Annotated in this window: 18 protein-coding genes; 11 read left to right on the top strand and 7 right to left on the bottom strand. The window is 31.9% G+C overall.

Annotated elements, in window-relative coordinates; translation table 11 throughout:
• Positions 1 to 145: 145 nt before the first annotated feature.
• Positions 146 to 829, top strand: coding sequence for a flavin reductase family protein (locus J5E45_RS05875; protein WP_101050626.1), 684 nt, complete (start codon positions 146 to 148; stop codon positions 827 to 829).
• 435 nt (positions 830 to 1,264) lie between these two features.
• Here J5E45_RS05875 and J5E45_RS05870 read toward each other — a convergent pair whose 3' ends face one another.
• Genes J5E45_RS05870 through J5E45_RS05850 form a run of 5 tightly spaced genes read right to left on the bottom strand, consistent with a single transcriptional unit; the run spans position 1,265 to position 6,137 of the window.
• Complete coding sequence (locus tag J5E45_RS05870) at positions 1,265 to 2,626, bottom strand: gluconate:H+ symporter (protein WP_208181803.1); 1,362 nt, start codon at positions 2,624 to 2,626, stop codon at positions 1,265 to 1,267.
• A 21-nt stretch (positions 2,627 to 2,647) separates the two neighbouring features.
• The gene (gene dgoD / locus J5E45_RS05865; RefSeq protein ID WP_039067937.1) at positions 2,648 to 3,793 is read right to left on the bottom strand and encodes a galactonate dehydratase; all 1,146 of its coding nucleotides are present in this window, start codon (positions 3,791 to 3,793) and stop codon (positions 2,648 to 2,650) included.
• 12 nt (positions 3,794 to 3,805) lie between these two features.
• Complete coding sequence (locus J5E45_RS05860; protein ID WP_039067936.1) at positions 3,806 to 4,429, bottom strand: bifunctional 4-hydroxy-2-oxoglutarate aldolase/2-dehydro-3-deoxy-phosphogluconate aldolase; 624 nt, start codon at positions 4,427 to 4,429, stop codon at positions 3,806 to 3,808.
• Between the two features lie 8 nt (positions 4,430 to 4,437).
• Positions 4,438 to 5,379 carry a sugar kinase gene (locus tag J5E45_RS05855; protein WP_039067934.1) on the bottom strand — a complete coding sequence of 314 codons (942 nt, stop codon included), beginning with the start codon at positions 5,377 to 5,379 and terminating at the stop codon, positions 4,438 to 4,440.
• Positions 5,376 to 6,137, bottom strand: a complete 762-nt coding sequence (locus J5E45_RS05850) for an IclR family transcriptional regulator (RefSeq protein WP_081325033.1) — start codon at positions 6,135 to 6,137, stop codon at positions 5,376 to 5,378. The genes J5E45_RS05855 and J5E45_RS05850 overlap by 4 nt, the downstream gene beginning before the upstream one ends.
• A gap of 271 nt (positions 6,138 to 6,408) precedes the next feature.
• Here J5E45_RS05850 and J5E45_RS05845 point away from each other — a divergent pair, with 271 nt between their 5' ends.
• From J5E45_RS05845 to alsE, 6 genes are read left to right on the top strand one after another with little or no spacing between them, the layout of a single operon-like run.
• Positions 6,409 to 7,881, top strand: coding sequence for a BglG family transcription antiterminator (locus J5E45_RS05845; RefSeq protein WP_208181802.1), 1,473 nt, complete (start codon positions 6,409 to 6,411; stop codon positions 7,879 to 7,881).
• Positions 7,874 to 8,263: a PTS sugar transporter subunit IIA gene (locus J5E45_RS05840; RefSeq protein ID WP_208181794.1), complete on the top strand. Its 390-nt coding sequence runs from the start codon at positions 7,874 to 7,876 to the stop codon at positions 8,261 to 8,263. Before J5E45_RS05845 ends, J5E45_RS05840 begins: the two co-directional genes overlap by 8 nt.
• 7 nt (positions 8,264 to 8,270) lie before the next feature.
• Entirely contained in the window at positions 8,271 to 8,588 is a 318-nt protein-coding gene (locus J5E45_RS05835; protein WP_069793314.1) for a PTS fructose transporter subunit IIB, read from the top strand.
• 11 nt (positions 8,589 to 8,599) lie between these two features.
• On the top strand, positions 8,600 to 9,046 hold the full coding sequence (locus tag J5E45_RS05830) for a PTS sugar transporter subunit IIA (RefSeq protein ID WP_039067930.1): 447 nt from the start codon (positions 8,600 to 8,602) through the stop codon (positions 9,044 to 9,046).
• A 14-nt stretch (positions 9,047 to 9,060) separates the two neighbouring features.
• Positions 9,061 to 10,161, top strand: a complete 1,101-nt coding sequence (locus J5E45_RS05825) for a PTS fructose transporter subunit IIC (protein ID WP_208181793.1) — start codon at positions 9,061 to 9,063, stop codon at positions 10,159 to 10,161.
• A 12-nt stretch (positions 10,162 to 10,173) separates the two neighbouring features.
• Positions 10,174 to 10,860 carry a D-allulose 6-phosphate 3-epimerase gene (gene alsE / locus J5E45_RS05820; RefSeq protein WP_039067928.1) on the top strand — a complete coding sequence of 229 codons (687 nt, stop codon included), beginning with the start codon at positions 10,174 to 10,176 and terminating at the stop codon, positions 10,858 to 10,860.
• Positions 10,861 to 11,294: 434 nt separating this feature from the next.
• Here alsE and J5E45_RS05815 read toward each other — a convergent pair whose 3' ends face one another.
• Complete coding sequence (locus tag J5E45_RS05815; protein ID WP_039067926.1) at positions 11,295 to 12,029, bottom strand: glucose 1-dehydrogenase; 735 nt, start codon at positions 12,027 to 12,029, stop codon at positions 11,295 to 11,297.
• Positions 12,030 to 12,098: 69 nt separating this feature from the next.
• Entirely contained in the window at positions 12,099 to 12,542 is a 444-nt protein-coding gene (locus J5E45_RS05810) for a GNAT family N-acetyltransferase (RefSeq protein WP_039067925.1), read from the bottom strand.
• Between the two features lie 150 nt (positions 12,543 to 12,692).
• On the opposite strand from J5E45_RS05810, the gene J5E45_RS05805 reads away from it, so the two are divergent.
• From J5E45_RS05805 to J5E45_RS05790, 4 genes are read left to right on the top strand one after another with little or no spacing between them, the layout of a single operon-like run.
• The gene (locus J5E45_RS05805; protein WP_069793311.1) at positions 12,693 to 13,136 is read left to right on the top strand and encodes a MarR family winged helix-turn-helix transcriptional regulator; all 444 of its coding nucleotides are present in this window, start codon (positions 12,693 to 12,695) and stop codon (positions 13,134 to 13,136) included.
• A gap of 27 nt (positions 13,137 to 13,163) precedes the next feature.
• Positions 13,164 to 14,444 (top strand): MFS transporter, encoded by a 1,281-nt coding sequence (locus J5E45_RS05800; protein ID WP_069793310.1) that lies wholly within the window; start codon positions 13,164 to 13,166, stop codon positions 14,442 to 14,444.
• A complete protein-coding gene (locus J5E45_RS05795) occupies positions 14,437 to 15,192 on the top strand; it encodes an SDR family NAD(P)-dependent oxidoreductase (protein WP_069793309.1) in 756 nt (251 codons plus the stop codon). Before J5E45_RS05800 ends, J5E45_RS05795 begins: the two co-directional genes overlap by 8 nt.
• Before the next feature lie 25 nt (positions 15,193 to 15,217).
• Positions 15,218 to 15,967, top strand: a complete 750-nt coding sequence (locus J5E45_RS05790; protein ID WP_069793308.1) for a glucose 1-dehydrogenase — start codon at positions 15,218 to 15,220, stop codon at positions 15,965 to 15,967.
• Positions 15,968 to 16,013 lie beyond the last annotated feature (46 nt).

The raw sequence follows: 16,013 nt of genomic DNA, 5'->3' as shown, positions 1-16,013 counted from the left end.
AAACGATAAACAAACAACATACTGATTTACATTTTAGCGTTCTATAGTTTGAACTAATAAATCAATTCAAATTTAGTATTAGACGTGCTTATTAATTACAATTATTCTTGGAGTGGTTTCAAAATTTTTGAGGAGTGATGATATTATGAATTATTCACCAAAACAAGGCACACGTAGTCATGGTTTACCACATGACCCTTTTAAAAGCAGTACTGTCCCTAGACCAATTGGATGGATTTCAACAATATCAAAGGATGGTAAAGATAATTTAGCACCTTATAGCCAATACCAAAATTTAACATGGGATCCACCTATGGTAATGTTTGCAGCTAATCAATCTGTTTTAGGTGATCACGAGCGTAAAGACACAGTTAAAAATGCAGAAGAAACAGGCTGGTTTGTATGGAACATGGCAACTTATGATTTAAGAGAAGCAGTAAACTTATCCGCTAAAGCTTTACCACCAGAAGAAGATGAATTTGAATTTGCAGGTGTAGAAAAAGAAAAATGCGTTGAAGCGCCTGGTCATAGAGTAAAAGCATCTCCCGTACATTTTGAATGTGAATATGTACAAACAGTACGTATACCTACTGGCGATTCAGTATCAACTGTAGATATGGTAATAGGTCGTGTAGCACAAGTTCATATTGATGACGAAGTTATTCTAGATAATGGGAAACTTGATATACAATCTATTAGACCAATTGCACGTTTAGGATATTATGACTATACAGTTATCGACCAAATTTTTGAAATGAAAGCTCCATCTGCATCAAAAGAGGAATTGGCTGGTTTAGAAGGCAGAAATTTTGATAACAAATCACATTAATTTTTATAAATTACATTAATAACAATAAAATTGCCTACTTAATTTTACTTTATAGATTAAGTAGGCTGATTTTTTAGGCTCTTTGTCAAAGGTCCTTTTTCTATTCAGTCTTGTTTTTTGATACAAAAAAGCACAAAAATCTCTATAATTTAAATGTCCTACCAAATAAACTAAGAAGAGATTATGCGCCTATCAATTATTTTATATCAAGAACACTTGAAATTGAAGTCTCTAATCTTATTTCCGACAATAAACAGGAAGAAATTGAATATAAAGAACAAAGATTTAAGTGCTATTATGCGAATACGTAAAATTTTTGTATACGCATGATTATTGTGAAAGTTGTGGTGTACTACATAAAAACTATACTATTGTAAAAATGGGTTTAAAATAATAGCTAAAATATTTCAGCGAGACATCCTATATTGCTAATATTTATAAAAATAAACTTAAAAATAAAATGAATATAATACCTGAAACTGAAAGGACAGTTTCTAAAAGTGACCATGTTAAAAATGTTTCTTTAATCGTAAGTCCAAAATATTCTTTAAACATCCAAAATGCTGCATCATTTACATGAGAAAAGATTAAACTACCAGCACCTATCGCTAAAACTGCTAGCGCCACATTAGTATCTGAATTTTGTACAATTGGTAATATAATTGCTGTGGTAGATATTCCTGCAACTGTCGCAGACCCTAATGCAATCCTCAACACTGCTGCTATAATCCAAGCAAAAAGTAACGGAGACATTGATGTATTCGTAAAGCTCTCTTTAATTGTATCTCCTACACCACCATCAATAAGGATTTGTTTAAAGGCGCCACCACCACCTATTATAAGTAACATCATTCCAATAGGATATATTGAATTAGTTACTGAAGCCATTGTTTTTTCAATCCGTTTTCCTCTCCATAATCCCATAGAAAAAATAGCGAACATAACTGAAATCATCATCGCTGTCCCAGCAGTGCCTATGAAATATACAAAGTTTTCTAAATAGTTTATACCTTTGCCATCCTCATGTCCCGTTATTAATTGTAAAACAGTAGATAATAACATTAATAAAACAGGTAACAATGCCGTAAGTACACTTAATCCAAAGCTCGGCATTTCACTTTCAGAAAATTGCTTTTGAGTTCCTAACTCTGAAATATCTCCTTCTTTTCTAAATGCAGAAGGCACAATTTTTTCTGCAACTTTCAAGAATAAAGGTCCAGATATAACAGCTACAGGTATCGCTATTATTATTCCATACATAAGTACTTCACCAATATTAGCATGTAGCTCTTTAGCTATAACTGTTGGCCCTGGATGTGGCGGCAAGAACCCATGTGTTACTGATAAAGCTGCCATCATTGGAATACCAATTTTCAATTGTGATACATTAAGTTTTTTGGCAATAGTAAATACTAATGGTATAAGTAAAACTAAACCAACTTCTAAAAATAGAGCGATACCTATAATAAATGAAGCAATTATAATTGCCCATTGTGTATATCTTTCACCAAATTTTGAAATTAATGTTTCTGCAATTCTGCTTGCACCGCCACCATCAGATAGTAGTTTACCTAACATAGCACCAAGTCCAAATATTAAAGCTATATGGCCAAGCGTGCTTCCTATCCCATTTTCAATACTTCCCATTATTTCTTCCATAGGTATGTTTAAAAAAAGGCCGGCAATTACTGATGTAATTATTAGTGAAATAAAAGTATTTAGTTTTAAAACAATTATTAACACTAAAAGTATCGCCACGCTAACAACGACACTAAATATAACTCCAACTAAGCTCATATTTATCCCCCTTAATGCTATTTACCATTCGGCAATAGAACCATCCTTGTGTTTCCAAATTGGGTTTTTCCAGTTATGACTTTCTTTTGCTCGTTCCTTAACATAATCTTCATCAATTTCAATACCTAAACCGGGGGCGTCAGGTATTTTTACGAAGCCATTATCATATTCAAAAATACTTCTATTTTTTACATAATCTAATAAATCATTATCTTTGTTATAATGAATTCCTAAACTTTGCTCTTGTATGATTGCATTGTGACAAGTCGCATCTACTTGTAAACACGCAGCTAATGCTATAGGGCCTAAAGGACAATGTGGTGCTACTGCTACATCATACGCTTCTGCCATGGATATTATTTTTTTACATTCTGTAATTCCGCCAGCATGAGATAAATCAGGTTGGATAATGTCTACATACCCATCAGCTAACACTGATTTATAATCATAACGTGAGTACATTCTTTCTCCAGTAGCAATAGGAATAGAAAAGTTTGATAAACTCTTTAAAGTACCGTTATGTTCTGGCAATACAGGTTCTTCAATAAATAACGGATGTAAAGATTCCAATTCTTTAAATAAAATTTTAGCCATAGGTTTGTGTACTCGACCATGAAAATCAATACCTATACCAAAACCGTCCCCCATTTTTTCTCTAATCGCACTGACACGTTCAACTACATCCTGAACTTTTTTAAAGTCATCAATATATTGTAATTCTTCGGTTGCATTCATTTTAATCGCTGTAAAGCCTTTATCTGAAACCTTTTGGGCTTCTAAAGCAACATCAGTCGGTCTATCTCCACCTATCCATGAATAAACTTTTATTTTTTCTCTCGCTTTCCCACCTAATAATTGATGAACGGGAGCATTAAGGTGTTTTCCTTTAATATCCCAAAGTGCTTGGTCAATTCCAGCAATAGCGCTCATCAATATTGGTCCCCCTCTATAAAACGAAGAGCGATACATTTGGTTCCATAAACCCTCAATATTACATGGATCCTCGCCAATAATTTGATCCATCAACTCAGCTACTGCTGCTTTCACAGTGGCTGCTTTTCCTTCAATTACTGGTTCCCCCCAACCAGTAAGTCCACTATCTGTTGTTATTTTTAAAAACAACCATCTAGGCGGCACTTGATATAATTCATAACTTGTAATTTTCATGTTAATATCCTCCTATTTTATCTTTTTTATCAAATTTTCAGCTTTTACTTTAATTTCATTTAAAGATTCTTCATTAATTTCTAGACCACTTTTTACAATAGCACTACTAACGCCCACGCCAATTGAATTCATATCGATGTATTGCTTAATATTTGTTTCATCAATACCTCCAGTTGGTAACAAATCTATTTTATCTAGTGGCGCTCGAATATCTTTAATATATGCTGGTCCCATTTCAGATATTGGAAATACTTTTACTATATCTGCTCCTGCATTAACAGCGTATGTAATTTCAGAAGGCGTGAGAGCACCTGGAATTGAAATTATATTGTTTTTTTTCGTACAAGATATTACTTCTAAATTTGTATCTGGCGAAACAATAAATTTCGCACCTATATTTATAGCTTTCTGACAACAATCAGCATTTAGAACTGTGCCTGCTCCAATAAACATTTCTCCATTGTAAATTTCGTTTAAACTCTTTATAGACTCCAGAGCGTTTGGAGAATTAAGTGTTACTTCTACTAATCTAATACCTGCCTTATATAACTGTTCCACTATTTCTAAGGTATCTTTAGTATCATATCCTCTAATTATTGATATGATTTTATATTTCTTAATAGCATCAATGTTCATTTAAAATACTACCTTTCCACATCACTTAGTTGATGATTTAAAAATTGGTTTAATTCATTTAACGTTGGTAATCCATAAAAGTCTCCATAAGATGTTGTAGCTAAAGCTCCCATAGCTAAAGCATATTTAGACAATTGTGATAAATCATCAATATTATATTTTTGAATTCCATAAATTAAACCTGCCGCAAATGCGTCACCCGCACCTATTGAATCTATTTCTTTAACTTTATATGCTTCTTTAAAGAAACTTTCTTCGTGATTTGCAAAAAATGCACCATTAGAACCGTCTTTAATAACTAATAACTTAGCATCTGTTTCTTTCACAATTTCTTCATTTGTTTTACTTCCAAATAAAATGTTTGCTTCGCTACTACCAGTTAATAAAATATCAATGTCTTTAGCTATTTTTTTATAAAATTTTTTGAATTCATTTTGGTTCCAAAGTTTTTTTCGATAATTAGGGTCAAATATTACTGTTATTCCTCTTTCTTTAGCCTCTTTTATTAATGATATTGTTGTTTCATAAGTAAGTTGACTTAAAGATGGAGTAATACCAGTAATATATAACATGGTTGCGCTTTCAAAAATAGTTTTAAAAAAATAACTGATTTCATAATGATTTATCGCACTAAACTTTCTAAAGTAATCTACACGAATTGTATTCGAAACGCTTCTTTCTTTAGTCATGATTCCAGTAGAATAATTATTTAAGCTAGTTAAAAATTGAGTACCTATCCCTTCTCCTCTTAATTGATATTGAATAGCATCTCCAACTCCATCATTACCTATAGCAGAGATAAATTGTGAAGCAACCCCTAATTTAGATAGCCCAATCATAGTATTCGCTTCAGCACCTGCAATATGAAACTGTGCGCTGTCTCTATGCATAAACTTACCATCATTAACTGAGAATACACCCATGACTTCTCCGTATGAAATTACAGTCAATTTATATCAACTCCATTTCTCGTTAAACCCATTGCTCTTGAAATAAAATAAGCGTTTTTCTTTATAAGAATTGGGATATCTTTATTTTTAATAATTCGTTCTTTTGGTCCTGCGCAACTTATTGCACCAACAACTTGTTTTTCATCATTCAATATTGGTGCTGCGACGCAATATAACCCTATTTCATTTTCTTCATCATCTAAAGCGTAACCTTGTTCTTTAAATATTAATAATTGCTTTCTAAGTTCTGTAAAATTATCAACAGTTTTAGGTGTTATCTTTTCAAAGTCAATGTTTTCAAAAATATTTTCCAACGTCTTTACGTTATACATTGATAAGCATGCCTTGCCTAATCCAGTAGAATAAATTGGTTTGTTAACCCCTGGTTGGGCTGCCGTCCTGATAGATCTATCACTATCAAATTTAGTTAAATAAATCATTTCATTGTTTTGAGGATAAGCTAAAAAAATTGTTTCGTTAATTTTTTCATTTAAATGCTTAACGTACGTCAAACTCTCATTATATAAATCTAAATCTTCCCGAGCTCTGTTACCTAAATTAATCAATTTATGTCCTAATAAGTATTTATTTTGATAATCTCTCCTTATATATTTAGAATCCAACATTGTTTTAAGTAAGTTAAATAAACTACTTGGTGGGATATTCAACTTATCTCCTATTTCTTTTTCACTCAATGGAACTACAGCATCTTTCAATAACTCTAAAACCTCAAACACACGTTTTGCAGATTTAACCATACTAACCCTCCTAATTTCATATATGTGAAACTCATATATGTATGTGAAAGCATAAGAATATAATCATATTATTTTTTAAATGTCAATAATTAACATTTTATTTTACTATTATATATGTAACACGTTATTTAAATATATTTTCAAAGGTTTATACTAGAAAATTATATATTGCTTAATAAGATTACAATAAATTGTCCACTGTATTGGACAATTTTAAATTAAGCGCTTACAAAATATTAATATATACTCAATATATGAGGAGGGAATAATTTTGAATAAGGAGGAAAAAAAGAATACAGTTATAAATTTTTTACTAAATACCTCAGGGTACACCAAGGCAACTGAATTAGCTGATTTATTATCAATCTCTTCTAAAAGTATTTATCGTTTAATAAATGAAATTAATAATTCTACCACTAGTAAAAAAATTTATTCAGCAAAAGGAAAAGGATTTTATATCAATCCCGATTTTAATAGTTTGGAAATTACACAAGATATTATTTCTAAAAGAGTAAAGTTAACAATGTCACCTATTGAAAGAAGAAACGAAATTATAAAGGACCTTTTAATAAGCTCCCCAAAACCAATTAACGTCAACCAGATCGTAAATAAATTTTATATTAGTGAAAGTATGTTATCAGTAGATGAAAAAGTCATTATAGAAACTATCGAACAGTTTAATCTAAAACTCATTCGTAAAGATCGTACCCTGGTAATTTCAGGGGATGAATCCAATATTAGAAGTGCGTTAATGCAAAGTATGGATACGTTATATTTAAACGTTGAAAAATTATCTAGTATTCCGAAAAGCATGGAAGAGAAAGATAAAAATTTTGTTTATAACCAAATAAGCACTATTGAAAAAACACTTAATGTTAACATCCCATATCCATATAATATTAATATATTTTCACACCTATATATTTTAATATTACGTTTTAGAAAACATGGGAAGCGTGATTTTAGAAATCATAAAAATATAGAAACTGATGAAAACACTATGGATTCAAGGTATTTCAGAATTTGTGATATCATTATCAAAAATTTCGAGACATACTTATCTTCCAAGCTACCTGGCATAGAAAAAGACTATTTGTATAAGTACCTAACATCGTATCGAATAGAGCATGATGAACCTTCAAACAATGGAAAAGAATGTGACTTTACAGATGACATTAAAAATTTTGCTAACAATTTAATAACACCTATGGAAAAAAGATTGAATAGTGATTTTTCTAACGCTAAGTTTCGTATTGATTTAATGAAACATATAAAGCCTATGATAAATAGACTAGAGAACAATATTCTTATTAAAAATACTTTACTAGAGCAAATAAAGTTCGAATATTCTGAAATATATTTTCAAACATCTTATATTTCTAAAAAACTATTACCAACCATTTCAGAAGATGAGATTGGATTCTTAACGCTATATTTTGCTCGTGAAATAGAACGTAACCCTAGAAAAATCAGAACACTTATTACATGTACAACTGGTATAGGGACCTCGGAACTATTACGGGTCAAAATTGAAAAAAACATTCCCGAGATTGAAGTAATAGATGTAATATCATCAGATATTATCAACAGTGAAATTATTAATGATATTGATTTAATAATTTCCACTATTTCAATAAAGAATTTTGACATTAGGCCTGTCGTTGTTGTAAGTGCAATGTTTAATAAAAATGACCAAGCAAAATTAAAATCTTTTATTCCAAAGTTAGGTGTTAATTATGAATGAAATTTTATTTGAAATAACTACAAAATCAAATAATGAGTACAAAATTTTAGACGATATTGAAAACTTACTTATTGAAGAGGACATTATTGATAAAAAGAACACCATGTCAAAGGACATTGCTTTTAGAGAATCAAAAGGAAACTTAGAAATATATCCAAAAGTAATATTGCCACATATTAAAGAATCTTACATTCATAAAACTCGTATTATCTTAGTCAAAAACAATTCCTCACCTATAATATGGCAAAACAGACTAATAGATTTAATTATTTTAATACTAATGCCTATGAAAGCTGAAGACAGAGAGAAAAATTTAATAGGAAGTTTTATGAAGAACTTAGCAAATGAAGATTATATAAAAAAATTGATTACAAAGGAGTAATGTGTATATGAATATCGTAAGTGTTTGCGCGTGTACAGTAGGTATTGCACACACATATATAGCAGCAGAGAAATTGGAACAAGCAGCTAAAAAGAAAGGGCATTTAATTCAAATTGAAACGCAAGGAACTATTGGTTCCGAAAATGAGTTAACTGAAGAATCAATAAACAATGCAGATATTGTGTTACTCGCAGTCGACGTAAAAATATCAAATAAAGAGCGTTTCGATGGAAAAAAAATAGTTGAAATACCTACAGATTTAGCAATTAAATCACCAAATAAGTTAATTGAAAAAATAGAAGAAATTGCAGCAAGCAAAAGTTAAGAGGTGAAAATTTGGAACTTACAAATATCTTAGACAAAAATATTATTTTTCCTAAATCAGATTATACTAACAAAGATGAAACTTTAAAGAATTTAGCAGCATCATTTAAAAAAGAACATTACATCGATGATATAGATGTTTTTTTAAATGATGTATATAACCGAGAAAATGAAGGCGTTACTGGAATTGGTAATTTACTAGCAATTCCACATGGCAAAAGTAAAAGTGTTCAGAAGCCAGGTGTCGCAATTGCAACATTAAATAATAAAGTGGAATGGGAGTCATTAGATAATGACGGCGCTCAAATTGTATTTTTAATTGCCATAGGCATCGAAAACTCAAAAGACCACTTAAAATTACTATCGCAAATAGCTAGAAAGTTAGGTAATGATGAAATAAACACTAAATTACTTGATGCTAAAAGAAAAGAAGAAATCATACAGATACTTACATCTTAAAGGGGATGAGGTTTATGAAATCATTTTTTAATAGTTTAAATTTTAAAACACATTTATTAACTGCCATTTCCTATCTTATCCCTGTGGTTTGTGGTGCTGGGTTTATGATAGCTATAGGAATGGCATTCGGTGGAGATAGCTCTGCCGATTTAACTAAAACAGGTTATTCATTTTGGGATGTTCTCGCTGTAATAGGAGGGCTTGGATTAAAATTATTACCTGTAATAATTGCTACTGGTATTTCTTATTCTATTGCAGACAAACCAGGTATTGCTCCTGGTGTAATTATAGGTTTAACCTCATCAGCTGTTGGCGCAGATTTTATAGGTGGCATCATTGGAGGGTTTCTTACAGGATACCTTGTATTACTAATTATTCAATTCGTAAAATTACCAAATTGGGCTAAAGGTCTTATGCCAATGCTTGTTATTCCATTTATCGCTTCACTCGTCGGAGGATTGATTATGGTTCATATCATTGGAGTTCCTATTGGTGCTTTTACACATTGGTTAACGGAATACTTACAATCGTTAAATGGCACTTCTAAATTATTCTATGGCCTATTGATTGGAGTACTAGCTAGTATTGACTTTGGCGGACCGATTAACAAAACAGTATTTGCTTTCGTTTTGACATTACAAGCACAAGGTATTCACGAACCTATAACTGCATTGATTGTTGTTAATACTGCCACACCTTTAGGGTTTGCTTTAGCATACTGGGTTGCTAAAATTTTCAAAAAAAATATTTATAAACAAGTTGAAGTCGAAACGTTAAAAACTGCTTTTCCAATGGGGCTCATTGAGATTGTTGAAGGGGTTTTACCACTGGCATTAAATGATATCATACGCAGTGTTGTTGCAACTGGGATAGGCGGCGCTGTTGGTGGTGCGATTTCTATGGTACTCGGTGGAGATGCACAGGTGCCATTTGGAGGTTTATTAGTACTACCTACCATGTCTCAACCATTTACTTTTGTACTAGCTGTATTAGCTAATGTAATTGTTACTGCTCTAGTTCTTACCATTTTAAAAAAGCCAATTGATGAATCAAACGACATAAAAGACGAGACAGAAGAAGATGAAATAGATTTAAATGAACTAAAGATTACTTAAGGAGGAAAATTTATGGTGAATGCAAAATTTTCTCCATCACTTATGACGATGGACTTAGATAAGTTTAAAGACCAAATCACTTTTTTAAATAAACATGTGGATTCGTACCATATAGATATTATGGATGGACACTTTGTACCAAACATTACTTTGTCACCTTGGTTTATTGAACAAGTTAAAAAAATTTCTTCTGTACCAATTTCTACACATTTGATGGTAACTAATCCAACTCAATGGATAGATCAATTAATAAAAATTGGAAGTGACTATATTTGCGTACACGCAGAAGTTATGAACGGAATTGCTTATCGTTTAATCAATCAAGTACACAATGCAGATTTAAAGTTTGGAGTTGTTTTAAACCCCGAAACTAAAATTGATGTAATAACACCATATATCGATTTAGTCGATAAAATAACTATTATGACTGTTGACCCTGGTTTTGCAGGTGAAAAATTTATAGATAATACACTAGAAAAAATACGAGAGTTACGTGTTTTAAGAGATATCAATAACTTTGGGTATCTTATAGAGATGGATGGATCTTCAAATAAAAATACTTTTGAAAAAATTCAAAAAGCTGGACCAGATATTTATATATTGGGACGGAGCGGCCTCTTTGGATTGAACGAAAGTATTGAAGAATCATGGCATGAGATGTTAGAAGATTTTAATAAAGCAAAGTCACAAATTTTATAACTATAATTTCAACAAACACAGCAACAACCTATGTCAAAAATATATCTGAATAAAAACAAATGTCAATTTCTATATTATTTAAATAGAAATTGACATTTATTATTTAATAGAGACCATATCTCCATGCTTCTATAAAAAACACATCATTTATAATAAACTTCCCTTTATTGTTGATTTGCTAATAATAAAGGGAAGTTTATTATGTGATGCTTTGGTCAAATTAACGTACGTAATAATGTTCCTTGTTTATATAGAATATATTTCTACTTTTCGATAACGTTGTTAAATAAGAACTTGTTTTTCTTATTGTATTGAATATAAGAAGGATAAGTAACTATAGAGCCATAAAAATTTTGGTGCGTCAAAACAAAAATATTATCAAAAAATTATAAAATAACAGTTCAACATAGTATGAAATTCTTAAAACTCCTATATTATAATGCTGTTAGACCGCCATCAATAACAAATTCAGCGCCTGTAGAATAACTAGCTTCATCTGAAGCTAAAAAGATAACCATATTTGATACTTCTTCTACTTGTGCTACACGTCTCATAGGAATCGTTTTTTTGAATTGTTCTACTTGTTCTTTAACATCTTCTTGCTCTAACATAGGGGTTTGGATAACCCCTGGGTGTACGGAATTCACACGAATATTAAAGGGAGATAATTCTCTAGATGCTGCTTTAGTCATACCTCTAACAGCAAATTTTGTATCAGTATATCCAATAGCTCCCCCTACTAAACCGTTCATAGATGATATGTTAATGATTGCACCGGCATTTTGAGATTTCATAGTTTCTGCTACAGTCTTCATACCTAAAAATACAGAAACCTGGTTAATATTCACAATCTTCATATAACTTGCTAAACTCAATTCTTCTAAAGGTGTACTGTAAGTAATTCCTGCATTATTAACTAATACATCAATACGCCCCCACTTCTCATTAACTGTGCTTATTACATTGCTCCAATGTTCTTCATTCGCCACATCATGTTGAATAAATATAGCGTTTTCTCCGAGTATTTGAGAAGTTTGTAACCCTAGATCTTTATTTATATCAGTAATCACAACTTTTGCACCTTCACTTAATGCTTTTTCAGCATGCATTTTGCCCATACCTTGTGCAGCTCCAGTAATAATTACAACTTTATCTTTTAATCTTTTCATTTTTCTATACACTCCTTATTTGGTTCAATTTATGTTTTTAACGTTAGCTATTAAGCACTACAGCGACAATTAATGTTTATCATACTTAAATATTAATTCACCATTTAAATCATCTATTGATGTATAACGAAAACCTAACTTTTCATATAACGCTCTTGCAATATCATTGTTTCTAACAATACTTAAATAGATTGTGTTTATATCATAATTATTTAAAACTAAATTTATCAGCAATTTCATAGCTTCTCGTCCATAGCCTTTACGTTGATGTTGTTCATCAATAAGAATTCGATCAATCCAAGTTTCTTTGTTTTCTCCAAAGCAACCATACATCGCAAAGCCAACGACAATATTATCTTTATAAATTGCTACTGGATGCCACTGTGAAGATTTCTCGGCTTCGTTTAAACAATCCGTTATTGTTTCTATGAAATGAAATTGTTTCTTGGCTATTTTTAAATTTTTAACTTCATTTATATTAAATGAATTAATACTTTCTATATAAATACCCATAATTCCTCCTCGTCTTCTCCCTAAAATTATTATCTTTTTGCTTATTTTCAATTTATAAAAATCAGGCGTTTATTATACCGTTAAATATTTTACCGGAAAGATAATTACTGGTATATTAACATTACAACTTATTTTTAGGAAGGAGATAACATGGAAAACAACAATTTTTTTGAACTTATTCATAATGCCGAACTGTTTAATGATGCTACAATGACACTTTTTATGAAAAAATTTAATATGAACGTCAATATTTCACAGATTTTGGCTTTATCCAAATTAAAAGAGGAGGGGCCACAAAAAACCTCGTCTCTTGCGCTTTCCTTAGGCTATACTTCTGGCGCTATTACTAAATTAACGAACAACCTTATAAAAGAAGACTATATAGTAAGAGAGCAACAAGAAAATGACCGACGTGTTATTTTAATTACAATTACTGATCGAGGATTAGATGTTTTAGAAGAAGCTCAAAAGCAAGGGCGAAACATGAGAAATGAAGTTTATTCTGTTTTAAACACCCAAGAAGTTGAGCAACTACTAAGCATACAAAAGAAATTATTTGAACGTGTAAAATATCTAAATACAGAAAGCAGATAAATATTTTAAATTTTAGAGGTGGCTTAAATGCATAAAGAAAGGTTACATTTTGCGTGGTTAATATTAATAGGGCTCTGTGTTTCTGTAGGATTAGGGAAAGCAGCGTTAAATAATTCAGCAGGTTTATTTTTATCCCCTGTGTCCCAAGATTTAAATGTAGGCGTAGGGAGTTTAACGATTTATTTAAGTGTTTCTTCGATTGTTACCCTGCTGTTTCTTCCGTTTGGAGGAAAACTATTATCTAAATATAGTGCACGGTTAGTATTATTTTTTGCCATTGTTTTCCAAGCAGGGGCGTTCGCTTTATTTGGTTTAATGAATTCAATTTGGGGATGGTACCTCTTAGCTATACCGCTCGCTATCGGCGGGGTTTTCATTACTGTAATAGGTGGTCCTGTTTTAATCGAAAGATGGTTTAGTAAAGGGAAAGGGCTGGCCCTTGGTATTTTATCAGCAATTGGAGGGTTACTGGGTGTATTTGCGCAACCTATTATAGGCGCTTTAATTAGTCAGTTTGGTTGGAGAAATGCATACTTTATTACAGGATTAGGTGTGCTTATTATTGTTGCACCTATCATTTTATTATTAATTCGTAATTCTCCTAAGGATAAAAATACAAAAGCTTATGGAGATACAAGCACTGATATAGATCCCCATAAACAAATACAAAACATCGAAGGTATTTCGTATACTACGGCCAAAAAAACACCAGCTTTTTTCTTATTAGCCCTATTTTTCTTCATTATTACCGCCATATCAAGCTTTACAATGCACGTTCCCACTTATCTTGTTAATCATGGACAAAAAGTTAGTATTGCTGGCGCAATGATGTCTGCACTGATGGTAGGTGTTTTTGTCGGTTCACTCGTATTTGGTTATCTAACAGACAAGATTGGCGCAAAAAAAGTGGGTTTATTGGCTATGATACTAGGGCTAATCGCTACTATTTTATTGATTGCTATGCCTGATTTTATTGTGGTAGTAGCTGTCGCTTTATTCTTATTTGGAGTGTTTACTTCATCGATTGGAACAATAGCACCAGCGATGGCTTCGTCATTATTTGGAAGTAAAGACTATAGTCAAATTTATTCCACCTCATCAATTGGCTTAGCCCTTGCATCTATTGTCGCTTTACCAGCTTATGGTTTTATATATGATATTTCAGGAAGCTATACCGCGGGCCTTATTATTATTATTTTACTATTTGTGGTTAATATCATTGCGATTATTTTGGCTTTTAAAAATAAAGAAAAACTTGTTAAAGAAGGATATTGGAATTCTAAAAAGAAAGGTGATTTAAATGGCTAGACTAGATAATAAAATTGCTATCGTAACAGGTGGCGCAGGAGGCATTGGTTCAGGGATTGTAAGAGCCTACGTTAAAGAAAATGCGAAAGTTGTTATTGCTGACATTGCTGAAGAAAAAGGACAGGCATTGAGCCAAGAATTAAACAACCAAGGTTATGATACTTTCTTTATCAAAACAGATTTAAGTAATAAAGCATCATTACAAGCTTGTGTGGACCGTACTATACAGACTTATGGACAAATTGACATATTAGTTAATAACGCTCATGCATCTCGTATGAATAGTTTTTTAAACATTACGGAAGATGATTTGAATTTGTCATTTAATACGGGGTTTTATGCGACGTTTTATTTATGCCAAATGGTAATTCCTTATTTAAAAGAAACACAAGGAAACATTATAAACTTTGGTTCTGGCGCAGCTGTTAAGGGAGATAAAAATCAAGGGTCTTATGTTGTGGCTAAAGAGGCTATTCGTGGTATAACTCGCGTTATCGCAAATGAATTCGGAGCGTTTGGTATCAATGCTAATGTGATTTCGCCTATTGCTTATTCTGAAGGTGTTGATCAATGGAGAAAAGATAACCCAGAATATTATAATCAAGTTGTCCAAGGCATTCCTCTACAAAAATTTGGAGACGTTGAAAAAGACATTGGGCCGGTCGCTGTATTTCTAGGAAGTAAAGATGCTCAATATATTACTGGACAAACCGTAATGGTAGACGGTGGTAGTATTAAATTATATTAATCATATAAAGAAAGCGTGATAAATAATGAAAAATAAAGTTGGTATTGTAACCGCAGCAGGTAATGGCATTGGTAGAGCAAGTGCTATCGCCTTTGCAAAAGCAGGCGCAAAAGTTGTCGTATCAGATATTTCTGAAAAGGCGGGATATGAAACTGTAAGACTCATTCAAGACGAAGGTGGAGAAGCACAATTTATTAAGTGTAATGTAGCCGAAGAAAAAGACGTTAAAAATTTAATTGACCAAACTGTTAAACAATTTGGTCGATTGGATTGGGCACATAATAACGCAGGCATCGGCGCTCCAACAGCTCCATTAACAGAGATTGATACAGACCGTTGGCAGCGTGTAATAGATATTACTTTAACTGGTACATTTTTATGTTTGAAATATGAGATACCAGCTATGCTTGAATCTGGTGGAGGCGCAATTGTTAATACAGCATCTACAGGTGGTTTAGTTGGAACACCTGGTTTAACTCCTTATATTTCTGCTAAACACGGCGTTAATGGGTTAACTAAAAGTGCGGCATTAGAATTTGGCAAACAAAACATACGCATTAACTCAATTTGTCCTGGTATGACAAAAACAGCAGCTGTAGAAAATTGGAGTCAAGAAGCAGAAGAACAAGCGAAAGCTTTTGAATCTGGTATTCCGATGGGCCGTATGGGCATACCAAATGAACAAGCAAGCGCTGCGGTTTGGTTATGTTCTGACCAGTCTTCTTTTATTACAGGCATTAACCTTCCCGTCGATGGCGGGGAAACTGCAGAATAAGATTTTATTTTTAGTTATTCTACATGAATAAATTTGTCAACGTAAT

This window comes from Staphylococcus shinii (assembly GCF_017583065.1).
Classification (GTDB): Bacteria; Bacillota; Bacilli; order Staphylococcales; family Staphylococcaceae; genus Staphylococcus; species Staphylococcus shinii.
This window is presented reverse-complemented; position numbering and strand designations above follow the sequence as displayed.